This is a genomic window from Prevotella sp. DNF00663 (assembly GCF_001553265.1).
Lineage (GTDB): Bacteria > Bacteroidota > Bacteroidia > Bacteroidales > Bacteroidaceae > Prevotella.
The window spans coordinates 61,305-74,964 of record NZ_KQ960593.1; the positions used below are offsets into that span (position 1 = coordinate 61,305).

The window sequence follows — 13,660 nt, forward strand, 5'->3', positions numbered from 1 at the left end:
TTTATTTGACTGTTATTTCGCCTGCAATACAGGTATTCATCTGCTTTCTTATTATCTTTGGGTTGTCGTAGATGTCTAGCAGATACATCAATTTGGTGACGGCTGCTTCCACAGTACTATCATATCCGCTGATGACACCGGCTTCCTTGAGTTGGTATCCCGTGTCGTATCTAGCCATTTCTACTGTTCCCGAAATGCATTGACTGATGTTTACGACTGTTATTCCACGTTTACATGCTTTGGTCAGGAGCTCCACAAGCCATGGACTTTGTGGAGCATTGCCACTCCCGTAACTCCTCATGACGATACCTTTTAGCTCTGGTGCGTCAATGACGTGTCCCACAATGCTGTCTTGTATGCCCGGAAAGAGCGAGAATACGATAACATTCGGGTTCATCGAAATGTGCGGAATCATGGGCTTAGTGTAGTCGGGCGTGAGGATATGATGGTCGTGAAAGGTGAAGTTTACGCCTGCATCGCACAGGTGGGGATAGTTGAATGAGTCGAAAGCATTGAATCCATCGGCATTCTGCTTGGTCGCTCTATTGCCTCGAATCAACTTCCCGCCAAAATATATCGACACCTCTGGGACAGCCGGGCGCCCATCTATGTTTTTCATAGAGGCCAACTCGATACTTGTAACGAGATTCTCCTTGCCGTCGGTACGAAGCAGTCCGATGGGCAATTGGCTACCTGTGAGTATCACAGGCTTGGTAAGATTGCCCAGCATAAAGGACAATGCCGAGGCTGTATAAGCCATCGTATCGGTACCATGTAGCACGACGAAGCCATCGTACTCGCCGTATTTCTCACTGATAATTTGTACAAGTGTGCTCCAAAGATGTGGAGACATGTCGCTAGAATCAATTGGTTCGCTGAATTGGTATACATCTACGCCAACCGATAGCAGGGCAAAATCGGGAATCTTACCAATGAAATGGTTGAAATCAAGTGGCTCCAGTGAGCCTGTCTTCGGGTTTTGTCCCATGCCGATAGTCCCGCCTGTATATATCAAAAGAACCTTTGAATCTTTCATGTGTCGTTATTTCTTTCGTTTGAAATGCAAATATAGCTTAAATTACTTAGCTACACAAAAAAAATGAATTATATTTGCATTACAATCTAAGACAGACGAACTCGTTGTCATAACATATAAAGAATATTCGATTACCGATGAAAGAATTTATGGATGAGAACTTCTTGTTGGAGACCACTGTCGCCCAAGAATTGTATCATAATCATGCTGCACAGAAGCCAATCATAGACTATCACTGTCACTTGAATCCCAAGATGGTAGCCGAAGACCATCGTTTCGCCAGTATCACGGAGCTGTGGTTGGGTGGCGACCACTATAAGTGGAGATCCATGCGTACCAATGGAGTGCCCGAAAAGTATTGTACCGGCGATGAGACTTCGGACTGGGAGAAGTTTGAAAAATGGGCCGATACAATGCCTTATACCTATCGTAACCCCCTGTTTCATTGGAGTCAGCTGGAGTTGAAGACCGCTTTTGGTATCACGAAGCTACTTTCTCCGCAGACGGCACGTGAGATATACGACGAGTGTAATGAGAAACTTGCTTCGTCGGAATATAGTGCTAGAGGACTGATGAGACATTACCATGTGGAGACGGTATGTACTACCGACGACCCGATAGATGATTTACGGTATCATCAAGCAACTCTCCAGAGCGACTTTGAAGTGAGAATGTTACCCGCATGGCGCCCGGATAAGGCCATGAATATAGAGAAAAAGGAGTATGCTGGCTATGTTAAACAACTCTCTGAGGTATCGGGTATAGACATCAGACGATTCTCCGATTTGGTCGATGCCTTGCAAAAAAGGCATGATTTCTTTGCCGAAAACGGCTGTAAACTCTCCGATCATGGTATCGAAGAATTTTATGATGAGCCTTATACGGATAGCCAAGTAGAGACCATTTTTGAGAAGGCGATGCGCGGACAAATGCTCTCTGCACTTGAAATACGGCAATATAAGCATGCCTTTTTGACCATGTGTGCAGAAATGGATGCTGCGTCTGATTGGACACAACAATATCATTATGGTGCTATTCGCGACAATAATGGACTGATGCTTGGTAGAATTGGCGTTGACACTGGATTTGATTCCATTGGTACTTTTAGCACGGCGAGAGCCATGAGTCATTTCTTTGACGAACTGAATCAGAAAGGAATGCTGACGCGTACCATCGTTTATTGCTTGAATCCTTGCGATAATGAGGTGGTGGCAACGATGATGGGAAACTTCCAAGACGGCAGTGTGCCGGGGAAAATGCAGTTTGGTGCCGGTTGGTGGTTCAATGATCAGTTAGACGGAATGACCCGCCAAATCAATGCTTTGTCGAACCTTGGACTGCTAAGTAGGTTTATTGGGATGCTCACCGACTCCCGTTCTTTCTTGAGTTATCCCCGACATGAGTACTTCAGAAGGTTGCTTTGTAACATCATTGGTAATGATGTTGAGCGTGGATTGATACCTAATGACCAAGCTGAATTGGCTCGTATGGTGGAAGACATTAGTTATAATAATGCACGCAATTATTTCAAGTTGTATTAGTGCAGGGACTTGGCAAGCTTGCTGAAGAGGCTTGGCAGCGATGCTGTTAGGGCTATGCAGCAATGTTGCCGACGCCCTGCAGTGAGTTGATATTCTTATTTTCATGCTTTTACATGTATGTTAATGAAGGCTCATGTGGGTGTAGTCATTAAACTTAAAAGGTGCAAACATTTTATTGGAATAAAAACTTGTCAAATTAAAAAAATACAATTATATTTGCACAATATTAAACGATAATTATGCTATTATTGTAGTTATGAAAAAAACTCTAACGATTCTACTCTTTATTGCGGCTGTCTTGGTATTAGGTAGTTGCTCTGGTGCGAAGAATGTAGCTTATTTTCAGAACATTGATTCTATAAGTTTGCAGGCTTCTCAAGGTCTTTACGATGCGAAAATCATGCCGAAAGACATGCTTACTATTACGGTTATCACGACCGATCCCGATGTGGCTGCACCTTTCAACCTCTCTGTTCAGAACACGATCGGTTCGGGCGGACAAATTAGCAGCGGCTATGGCTCGCTTCAAGGCTACTTGGTAGACAATGAAGGTAACATTAACTTTCCGGTTGTTGGTAAGTTGCATGTTGTAGGATTGACGAAGTATCAGTGCCAGAACTTAATCAAAGAGAAGATAGCTCCTTACTTGGCTAAATCTCAAAATCCAATTGTGACGGTTTCGATGGCTAGTTATCGAGTTACTGTTATCGGTGAAGTCGGCCATCCGGGAGTAGTGCCGGTGTCTACTGAAAAGATGAGTGTGGTAGAGGCTTTGGCGCAAGCGGGCGACTTGACCATTTATGGTAAGCGCGACAATGTGATGCTTATCCGAGAAGATGCTACCGGAAGAAAGGAAACTCATCGCCTCAATTTGAATGATGCGAACTTGATTAATTCTCCATATTATTATCTACAACAAAATGATATTCTGTATGTTGAACCCAATAAGGTGAAGGCACAGAATGCTGCTATTGGTTCTTCGACAACCATTTGGTTCTCGGTTATTGGTATTCTAACTAGTTTAGCATCGTTGGTAATAAATATTGTAAGATAAACAAAGAGAAAGTGAAAGATTGATAAGGTTATGGTTTCAGTCTTTCACTTTTTTGATTTGAGCTTCTGTGAGGCATAAGGTGCGACCATGTTGTCGCGCCATTTGTATAATAGGGAAACTGTAGTTAAAAGGAATATAGAATAGTGGAAACTCTAAAGCATGAATGTGGTGTAGCCTTGGTGAGGCTGCTGAAACCTCTGGAATATTATCAGCAAAAGTACGGTACATGGATGTATGGCTTGAACAAGCTATACTTAATGATGGAGAAACAACATAACAGAGGGCAGGAAGGTGCCGGTATGGCCTGCGTGAGTCTGGAAGCTGAGCCCGGACAAGAGTATATGTTTCGTCAGAGAGCAGAAGGTACGAAAGCCATTACAGAGATCTTTGGCGAGGTACATCGCTCGTTTAAAGACTTTTCTCCGAAGAAGTTGAACGACGTGGAATACGTGAAACGTCACGTTCCTTTTGCGGGAGAAATGTATATGGGACACCTCCGCTATTCTACGACTGGCAAGAGTGGTCTCTCGTACGTGCATCCGTTCTTGCGTAGAAACAACTGGCGTGCGAAGAATCTGTGCCTGTGTGGAAACTTCAATATGACTAATATTGATGAGATTTTCGGTCGCTTGAGGGCACAAGGGCAGTGGCCACGTATTTATAGTGACAGTTATATCATGCTCGAATTACTAGGTCATAGGCTGGATAGAGAAGTTGAACGGAATTTCGTTCAGGCTCAAGCGCAAGGCTTAGAGGGCATGGATATTACAGAATACATTGAGAACAACGTGCAGATGTCTAACGTGTTGCAGACGTCCATGACCGGCTTTGATGGTGGATATGTAGTCTGTGGACTCACCGGTTCGGGCGAGATGTTCTCTATGCGCGACCCTTGGGGTATTCGTCCGGCTTTCTATTATATCAACGACGAGATTGCTGTATTGGCCAGTGAGCGCCCTGTATTGCAGACAACATTTGATTTGGAATGTGACGATGTGAAAGAGCTGCCAGCCGGTGCCGCATTGTTGGTGAAGCGGAATGGTGAGTGTTCCATCGAACAAGTGTTGGAACCTAAAGAGAGTCAAGCCTGCTCTTTCGAACGAATCTATTTTAGTCGTGGCTCCGATCGCGATATATATAAGGAGCGTAAGAAGCTAGGTGAGCAGCTTACGCAACCTATTTTAAAAGCCATCGACAACGATACGCAGCACACTGTGTTCTCGTTCATTCCGAATACAGCCGAGGTTGCCTTCTATGGTATGCTTGATGGATTCAAGAACTATGTTAACGAGCAGAAGATAGCAAGGTTGTCGAACCTTGGACATACGCCAAGTCATGAAGAGTTAATGAGTATTCTGCAAGAAGATGTACGCAGTGAGAAGGTGGCATGGAAGGATATTAAACTTCGTACCTTTATTACTGAGGGTAACTCGCGCAACGATTTGGCATCACATGTTTATGATATTACCTACGAAAGTATTGAACCTCATGTAGACAATCTCGTTATCATAGACGATAGTATAGTACGTGGTACGACGTTGAAGGAGAGCATTTTGCGTATCTTGGATAGGCTTCATCCTCATAAGATAGTTATTGTTAGTAGTGCTCCACAGATTAGATACCCCGATTATTACGGTATTGATATGCCTCGATTGGAGGAATTCTGTGTGTTCCGCGCAACCATTCAATTGCTTAAGGAACGTGGTTTGCAACATGTGATAGAGGATGTATATCGCTCATGTAAGGCCGAACTAGAGAAGTCGAAGGATGAAATGAAGAATGGAGTGAGGGAAATTTATAGTCCGTTCACGACCGAAGAAATCAACAATAAGATTGTTGAGATGTTGCGTCCTGAGGGTATGAAGACTCCTGTGGAGTTGGTCTATCAGTCTATAGAGGGCTTGCAGATGGCTATACCTAATCACAGAGGTAATTGGTATTTTACTGGTAAGTATCCTACTCCCGGTGGTACAAAGTTGTGTAATGAGGCCTTTGTGGATTACTTTGAGAATGTGTATAAGAGTGAATAATATTCAATAAAGAGAATAGAATGAAGAAAGTAACATTAATATTGGAAGACGGAACAAAGTTTCATGGCAAGTCTTTCGGCTACGATGCGCCTGTAGCGGGCGAGGTTGTATTCAATACTGCCATGATGGGATACCCGGAGAGTCTTACAGATCCATCTTATGCCGGGCAGTTGATGACGTTGACTTATCCGCTTGTAGGTAATTATGGTGTGCCTGCATTTACGGTTGAGCCATCCGGTTTGCCCACTTTTATGGAGAGTGATAAGATATATGCTTCTGCCATTATTGTTGCTGATTATAGTGAAGAGTACTCTCATTGGAATGCCGTAGAGAGTTTATCCGACTGGTTGAAACGCGAACATGTGCCGGGAATAACGGGCATTGACACGCGAGAGTTGACCAAAGTGTTGCGTTCTCATGGGGTGATGATGGGGAAAATTATCTTTGACGATGAGCCCGATAATATTCCTGAAGCTGATTATGAAGGCGTAAACTTCGTGGATAAGGTTTCGTGTAAGGAGATTATTCGTTATAATGAGGGTGCTGGAAAGAAGGTTGTTCTCGTGGATTGTGGCGTGAAAGCCAACATTATTCGTTGCTTGATTAATCGCGGAGTAGAAGTGATTCGAGTGCCTTGGAATTATGATTATACCGGAATGGAGTTTGATGGTCTCTTCTTGGGTAATGGTCCCGGTGACCCGGATATGTGTTCCGAGGCTGTCGATGTGATTCGTAAGCAAATCAGTATGAGCCGTAAACCGATATGCGGTATCTGCATGGGTAACCAACTCTTGGCTAAAGCAGGTGGTGCATCCATCTATAAATTGAAATATGGACACCGTTCTCACAACCAGCCGGTGCGTATGGTAGGCACGAATAAGTGCTTTGTGACCAGTCAAAACCATGGCTATGCCGTTGATATCAAGACCATCGGAAAAGATTGGGAAGAACTCTTTGTGAATATGAATGATGGAAGTAACGAGGGAATCAAGCATAAGACGAATCCTTGGTTTACTAGTCAGTTCCATCCGGAAGCATGTTCCGGTCCCGTAGATACGGAGTTTGTATTTGATGATTTTGTTGCAACCTTAAAGTAAAAGAGAAGATGAAAGATGAAAAGATAAAGAAAGTACTCCTCTTAGGTTCTGGTGCTTTGAAGATTGGAGAGGCCGGTGAGTTCGATTATTCGGGTTCACAAGCCCTTAAAGCCATGCGTGAAGAGGGTATTTATACCGTATTAATCAATCCTAATATTGCAACTGTTCAAACATCGGAAGGTGTTGCCGATCAGATATATTTCCTGCCTGTGCAGCCTTACTTCGTTGAACGTGTCATCGAAAAGGAGCGTCCTGATGGTATCTTACTGTCGTTTGGAGGTCAAACAGCACTCAATTGTGGTGTGGAACTCTATAAGAGTGGCATCTTAGAAAAGTACAATGTACAGGTACTAGGAACTCCCGTTCAGGCCATTATGGATACAGAAGACCGTGAACTTTTCGTTGAAAAACTGGACGAAATAGATGTCAAGACTATCAAGAGTGAGGCTTGTGACAATATTGAAAAGACTCGTAAAGCTGCTCGCGAACTCGGTTATCCGGTGATTATTCGCGCTGCTTATGCCCTTGGAGGACTTGGTAGTGGTTTCGCTGATAACGAAGAAGAACTAGATAAGCTTGCAGAAAAGGCATTCTCTTTCTCACCTCAGGTACTTGTTGAGAAAAGTTTGAAGGGCTGGAAGGAAATAGAATACGAGGTAGTACGCGACCGTTTCGACAACTGTATTACCGTATGTAACATGGAAAACTTTGACCCTTTGGGCATCCATACGGGTGAAAGTATCGTCATTGCGCCCTCTCAGACATTGACAAACAGCGAATACCATAAGTTGAGAGCATTGGCTATACGCATCATTCGACACATCGGTATCGTCGGAGAGTGTAATGTTCAGTATGCATTCGATCCCAAGAGCGAAGACTATAGAGTCATTGAGGTGAACGCACGATTGAGCCGTTCGTCTGCATTAGCGTCTAAGGCGACCGGTTATCCCTTGGCTTTTGTCGCTGCAAAGTTAGGTCTTGGATATGGTTTGTTCGACTTAAAGAACTCTGTTACAAAGACTACCAGCGCTTTCTTTGAGCCTGCATTGGACTATGTAGTGTGCAAGATTCCACGCTGGGACTTGTCAAAATTCCGTGGAGTAGACAAGGAATTGGGTTCTTCCATGAAGTCTGTCGGAGAGGTAATGGCTATCGGTCGAAACTTCGAAGAAGCCATCCAAAAAGGCTTACGCATGATAGGGCAGGGCATGCATGGCTTTGTCGAGAACAAGGAATTGGAAATAGAAGACATTGATGCAGCTTTGAAAGAACCTACCGATAAGCGCATCTTCGTCATCTCAAAGGCTATGCACAAGGCCTATACTGTTGATCAGATTCATGAATTGACGAAGATTGATAAGTGGTTCTTGCAGAAATTGAAGAATATTATTGATATTGATGAGCAGTTGAAGACATGCAATATCAATACACTTGATAAGGAATTGCTACAGAAAGCCAAAGTTTATGGCTTCACAGATTTCCAAATTGCGCGTGCCGTAGGGCTTGAAGGAGAACTCCATAACATGTTCAAGGCACAGCTATTGGTACGAAATCTGCGTAAGAACTATGGCATATTGCCGGTGGTAAAACAGATAGATACTTTGGCAGCAGAGTATCCGGCGCAGACTAATTATCTCTATCTGACCTATGCAGGAGTACAGAATGATATTGACTTTGAGAAGGATAAGCGCTCTATTATCGTGCTTGGGTCGGGAGCATACCGTATTGGTAGCTCAGTAGAATTCGACTGGTGTGGTGTTCAAGCTTTGAATACTATTCGCAAAGAAGGTTACCGTTCGGTGATGATTAACTATAATCCGGAGACTGTTTCTACCGATTATGATATGTGCGACCGTCTTTATTTCGATGAATTGACGTTTGAACGTGTCATGGATATCATTGAATTGGAGACTCCGCATGGTGTCATTGTCAGCACAGGAGGGCAGATTCCGAACAACTTAGCCATGAAGCTCGACGAGCAAAATGTACCTATTCTTGGTACGGCGGCGCAAGATATTGATGGCGCTGAAGACCGCGCTAAGTTCTCAGCCATGCTTACTCGCAATGGAATCAACCAACCCGAATGGAGTGCTTTGACCAGTATGGACGACATCGGAAAGTTTGTCGAGCGTGTAGGATTTCCGGTATTGGTTCGCCCATCGTATGTTCTTTCGGGGGCAGCGATGAATGTTTGCTCTAACGAAGAGGAACTTGTGAAGTTCTTACAACTTGCTGCTAACGTCAGTGAAGACCATCCTGTGGTTGTATCGAAGTTTATTGAGCACGCCAAGGAAATCGAGATGGATGCCGTAGCTCGCAATGGTGAGATTCTTGCATATGCCATCAGTGAGCACGTAGAGTTTGCCGGTGTGCACTCAGGAGATGCTACCATCGCTTTCCCACCGCAGAAGTTGTATGTTGAAACTGTTCGTCGTGTCAAGCATGTGAGTCGCCAGATAGCTAAAGAACTGCATATTAGCGGTCCTTTCAATATCCAGTTTATGGCTCGTGATAACGATATTTTAGTTATCGAATGTAATCTTCGTGCCTCACGTTCGTTCCCATTTGTCAGCAAAGTGTTGAAGATTAATCTCATCGAACTGGCTACCAAAGTGATGTTGGGACTCCCTGTAGAGAAACCAAATAAGAACCTTTTTGACCTCGACTACGTAGGAATTAAGGCCAGTCAGTTCTCTTTCAGCCGTTTACAGAAGGCCGATCCGGTCTTAGGAGTGGATATGAGTTCTACTGGAGAGGTTGGTTGTTTGGGTGACGATACCAATGATGCATTGCTCAAGAGTATGCTTAGCGTCGGCCATCGTATCCCTGCTAAGACCGTTCTGCTCTCTACGGGTGGTGCAAAGGAGAAGGCCGGTATGCTTGATGCTGCTAGAGAATTGGTCGAACATGGCTATAAACTCTATGCAACGGGTGGTACCAGCAAGTATCTTGCAGAGAATGGAGTGGCAAACGAACGCGTTTTCTGGCCGTCAGAAGAAGGACAAGAGCCCCAAGCCTTGACCATGTTACATGAGCATAAGATTGATATGGTGGTTAATATTCCTAAGAACTTGACGGTTCATGAACTTACCAACGGTTACAAGATACGCCGTGCAGCTATTGATTTGAACGTTCCATTGATTACCAACAGTCGTTTGGCAAGTGCTTTCATTCATGCTTTCTGTAGCGTACCTTTGGATGAAATAGAGATTAAGAGTTGGTCTGAATATTAATCAGCTAGGCCATATAATATATAAAGAGCGGATGTCCGGTAGGGCATCCGCTCTTTTTCTTTGTGCTTTATCAGTAGTTTCCTTATGCTTGTTTCAACTCTGTGGCAGCTTCGTGTTTTCGCTGTCGCTCTATCACCATATCGAGAAGCTTCTTATTGCGCTTCGGTGTTACCATTCGACGAACGAAGATGTTGGGAATAGCCAAGCCTATGGCGATGAACAAGATAATCAGTGTAGCTCTGATACCATTGTACATAGCCACCGTTACCTCGCCCACAATACCGTGCATATCGATGAATGCAAACAGTGAACGATACATCAATACGCCCGGAATCATAGGGATAACGCAGGGTATAGACAGGCAGTGATGAGGCATGTGGAACCAATGCATGGCTTGCGTACAGATGATACTGATGAGTGCCGAACCCACAAATGAACCTGTAATCAAGCCCATATCCAATCCTATATTATCAGTACTGGGACCTAGATTCACGAAGTTTCGTGTACAGACAGCGATGATTCCGCCTATGGCTAATACCGGTAACAGACGTTTGGGGAAGTTGTATATGGTTGCGAATCCCATGGCCGAGATGGCTGCGGCAATAGAGAATTCAAGATAAGTGTGGTGAGGTATCATACTCAGGTCTTTGACAAAGTTGTCGATACCACATACTTCTATCGCTAATGCGATACCAAATGCCATAGACAGAACAAACATAAGCGTGATGACAGCACGTGTTATGCCTATCTGGACGTAATTTGTCAGCATGTCGCTTACTGAATTGATGATGGGCACACCCGGCACTATGAATAGCGTACATGCCATCAATGGATGCCACGGAGTGTCTGTATGAAGTACCGAAGCCAGCATATCAGGCATAGCAGCCATAACTTCTGTAGAGAGTGAGAAGTTGGCAAATAGCCAAGCAATGAGTGTTGCTACGAAAGCCGAAATAGCAATATTCACATACGTGTTCGACCCTTTCTTATTCAAGTATGTCTTCAGTTGCATGCCAAACATGGCTGCTATTGAAGCATAGAAGAAGGCGGTCCAGTCGCATCCGAACTGTATACAGAAGCCACCGCAGGCAAATCCGCTGCAAGCTGCTACTTCCCAATCGGTATAACTGTTCTTCTTGTTCTTGATTTCATTCAATGCTTCCTCGTATTGTTCGAGCGAATAGTCTTCCTTTATAGCCAGCCATGATAGTTTACTGATGGCAGTGATGGTGGCCATGTTGATGCCGTGTTTGTCGCAACGCTTGTATTTGCTGTATAAATGGCCGTCGATACACACGTTGACCATCAAGATATTAAAGTTAAAGTAGATATGCATGTCTTCCTCAATGATGCCTAAGAATGCGGCAACACGCTTCATATTGCGCGAAATACGAGCTGTGTCGGCGTTACTCGACATGAGGAGACATCCTGTGTCTAAGAGTAGTTCTAACTTCTTAATGACGATTGCTTCTGAATTACAATTATTATCCATGCTTCTTTTGTAGTCTTTGAAATGATGTTATCTGAATTTTCTGTGCAAAGTTAGTCAAATAAATATTGACGTAAATATGTTTCTGAAGAAATATAAAAAGTCTGCTATCGATTTTGTAGATAGCAGACTTGTAGAATGGGTTAATTCTTGTCTAAATCTAAAATACTAATCTTCTTTACCCCATTGCAAATATCATTATCTGTACCGTAACGATGCGTAAGAACATCGAGAACGGATATACGGTCGCGTAAGCTATGGCAGCCGAGTCGGTCGTAGTCAAATCGTTGCTGTATGCCAGTGCTGCCGGGTTGGTGTTGGCACCCGATAATACGCCCAGCAACGTGAAGTAGTTGAGATGGTATACATAGCGACCTATGAGTCCACCTATTAAGATTGGAAGCAGTGTGATGATGAAACCGAAGGCTATCCAAGTAGCTCCTTGTCGGCTGATAACAGTTTCTACGAACGAGTTACCGGCTCCCAAGCCCACACACGCCAAGAAGATACAGATACCAATCTCGCGTATCATGAGGTTGGCGCTGATGGTATTGTAGGTCACGATGCGATATTTAGGACCGAAACATCCCATCAATATGGCTACGACAAGCGGTCCACCAGTCAGTCCAAGTTTCAAAGGTGCAGGAATACCCGGTATCACGAAGGGTACGTTTGCTAGTATACAACCTAATGCAATACCCCAGAATATGGAGATAATGTTTGGTGTATTGAGGCGTCGCATGGAGTTACCGAGTATCTTCTCGGTATGTCCTATGGCTAATTCTGAGCCGACAACCGTCACACGGTCGCCCATCTGGAGTTGCAATTGTGGTGTGGCTACAAGGTCTACACCCGAACGATTCACTCTCGTAATGTTAGCATTGAAGTTGCTTCTGATTCTTAATTGAGCCAAACTTTTGCCGTTTAGTTCCGGTTTGGTAATTAGAATCCTTCTCGAAATCAACTCTTTCTCGTATGGAGACCAGTCCATCTCAATGGAGTTACCCATCAGTGCGATGATAGGTTCAATGTCTTTAGGGTTGGCGATAATCAGCAATTTGTCGCCAAGATGAATGGTTGTTTGTCCGTTGACGAGTGCATTGTGAGCTGCATTATTGGCATGGACAATACGCGAGATGACGAACTGGCGTTTCACCATAGGACGAATGTGTTTGATGGTCATGCCATCAATCATCTCATTGGTCACCTCTACAGTGAATGTTCTTACGCTTAACTCCTCCAAGTGTCCTAATCCGGTGCGTGCATCCTCATCTTCTTCTTCCTTATTAATTCTAAGGATGTATCTCAAAAGCATGAAAGCTAAGATGACACCGAATATACCTAATGGATAAGTTACGGTGTAACCTAGTGCGATTTCCGGTGCATCAATACCGTTCAAGTCGCTGTTTGCCTGCTGAGCAGCACCTAGTCCCGGTGTATTGGTCACGGCTCCGGAGAGTATACCGGCCAATGTGGTGATAGGAGTCTGCGTGGTGAAGTGCAGCGTGATGGTGATAATCACACTCAAGAATATCGTGATGATGGCTAGCATGGTAAGTGTTTTACCACCCTTACGGAATGAAGAGAAGAAACTTGGACCTACTTGCATACCGATAGAGTAGACAAAGAGAATTAGTCCAAACTCTTTCATGAAGTGCAATAGATGCTCATCGAGGTTCAAATTGAATTGGCCGAACAGGATACCGAAGAAGAGTATCCACATCAGTCCAAGCGATACATTACCTATTTTGATTTTTCCTAGCGACAATCCCATTGCTATAACAAGGGATAGAATAAGTACGGAGTGGGCTACACCGCCACCCCATAGTCCGGGCATTCCTTGAAATAAGTGCTCGATAATTTCCATGATTGATCGTAATTGATTTTGCAATTGCAAAGTTATTACATTTAATATAGAACATCAAGTGGTGGTAATTATATTCAGAGAGTGCTGTTATTAGTATTTTCGATAGCCATAGTTGTCTTATTGCAAAGTGTCGGCAGCGTTACTGCAATGGCCGAACAGCGTTGCTGCAGTGCTTGTTCAGCATGCTTGCCTCGACTTTGCAGCGAGTTAAGGGGGAGAAATTAGGAGTGGGAAATAAGGAACTTGAGGATGGGAGATAGGCACAATAAAAGGGGAATCGGGTTTAGCCCGATTCCCCTGATGGTCGTTTGTA

At 44.0% G+C, this 13,660-nt stretch carries 8 protein-coding genes; 5 read left to right on the top strand and 3 right to left on the bottom strand.

Features of this window, described 5'->3' with window-relative positions:
* Position 1: 1 nt before the first annotated feature.
* Positions 2-1,036 carry an asparaginase gene (locus tag HMPREF3034_RS01570; protein ID WP_036895897.1) on the bottom strand — a complete coding sequence of 345 codons (1,035 nt, stop codon included), beginning with the start codon at positions 1,034-1,036 and terminating at the stop codon, positions 2-4.
* Positions 1,037-1,173: 137 nt separating this feature from the next.
* Between HMPREF3034_RS01570 and uxaC the strand changes: the two genes are divergently transcribed.
* The 5 genes from uxaC (at position 1,174) to carB (ending at position 9,991) form a co-directional block, all read left to right on the top strand.
* On the top strand, positions 1,174-2,577 hold the full coding sequence (gene uxaC / locus HMPREF3034_RS01575) for a glucuronate isomerase (protein WP_062432615.1): 1,404 nt from the start codon (positions 1,174-1,176) through the stop codon (positions 2,575-2,577).
* A 256-nt stretch (positions 2,578-2,833) separates the two neighbouring features.
* On the top strand, positions 2,834-3,631 hold the full coding sequence (locus tag HMPREF3034_RS01580; protein WP_036895894.1) for a polysaccharide biosynthesis/export family protein: 798 nt from the start codon (positions 2,834-2,836) through the stop codon (positions 3,629-3,631).
* 143 nt (positions 3,632-3,774) lie between these two features.
* Positions 3,775-5,661, top strand: coding sequence for an amidophosphoribosyltransferase (locus HMPREF3034_RS01585; RefSeq protein WP_062432617.1), 1,887 nt, complete (start codon positions 3,775-3,777; stop codon positions 5,659-5,661).
* A 20-nt stretch (positions 5,662-5,681) separates the two neighbouring features.
* Complete coding sequence (gene carA / locus HMPREF3034_RS01590; protein WP_036895891.1) at positions 5,682-6,758, top strand: glutamine-hydrolyzing carbamoyl-phosphate synthase small subunit; 1,077 nt, start codon at positions 5,682-5,684, stop codon at positions 6,756-6,758.
* Between the two features lie 8 nt (positions 6,759-6,766).
* On the top strand, positions 6,767-9,991 hold the full coding sequence (carB, locus tag HMPREF3034_RS01595) for a carbamoyl-phosphate synthase (glutamine-hydrolyzing) large subunit (RefSeq protein ID WP_036895889.1): 3,225 nt from the start codon (positions 6,767-6,769) through the stop codon (positions 9,989-9,991).
* Between the two features lie 82 nt (positions 9,992-10,073).
* Here carB and HMPREF3034_RS01600 read toward each other — a convergent pair whose 3' ends face one another.
* A complete protein-coding gene (locus HMPREF3034_RS01600) occupies positions 10,074-11,483 on the bottom strand; it encodes a threonine/serine exporter family protein (RefSeq protein ID WP_062432620.1) in 1,410 nt (469 codons plus the stop codon).
* Between the two features lie 175 nt (positions 11,484-11,658).
* On the bottom strand, positions 11,659-13,347 hold the full coding sequence (locus HMPREF3034_RS01605) for a putative transporter (protein ID WP_062432623.1): 1,689 nt from the start codon (positions 13,345-13,347) through the stop codon (positions 11,659-11,661).
* Positions 13,348-13,660 lie beyond the last annotated feature (313 nt).

Excerpts from the sequence above, each read along its gene's own strand:
- HMPREF3034_RS01570 (WP_036895897.1), bottom strand. The coding sequence starts at position 1,036 with ATGAAAGATTCAAAGGTTCTTTTGATATATACAGGCGGGACTATCGGC.
- uxaC (WP_062432615.1), top strand. The coding sequence starts at position 1,174 with ATGAAAGAATTTATGGATGAGAACTTCTTGTTGGAGACCACTGTCGCC.
- HMPREF3034_RS01580 (WP_036895894.1), top strand. The coding sequence starts at position 2,834 with ATGAAAAAAACTCTAACGATTCTACTCTTTATTGCGGCTGTCTTGGTA.
- carA (WP_036895891.1), top strand. The coding sequence starts at position 5,682 with ATGAAGAAAGTAACATTAATATTGGAAGACGGAACAAAGTTTCATGGC.
- carB (WP_036895889.1), top strand. The coding sequence starts at position 6,767 with ATGAAAGATGAAAAGATAAAGAAAGTACTCCTCTTAGGTTCTGGTGCT.
- HMPREF3034_RS01600 (WP_062432620.1), bottom strand. The coding sequence starts at position 11,483 with ATGGATAATAATTGTAATTCAGAAGCAATCGTCATTAAGAAGTTAGAA.
- HMPREF3034_RS01605 (WP_062432623.1), bottom strand. The coding sequence starts at position 13,347 with ATGGAAATTATCGAGCACTTATTTCAAGGAATGCCCGGACTATGGGGT.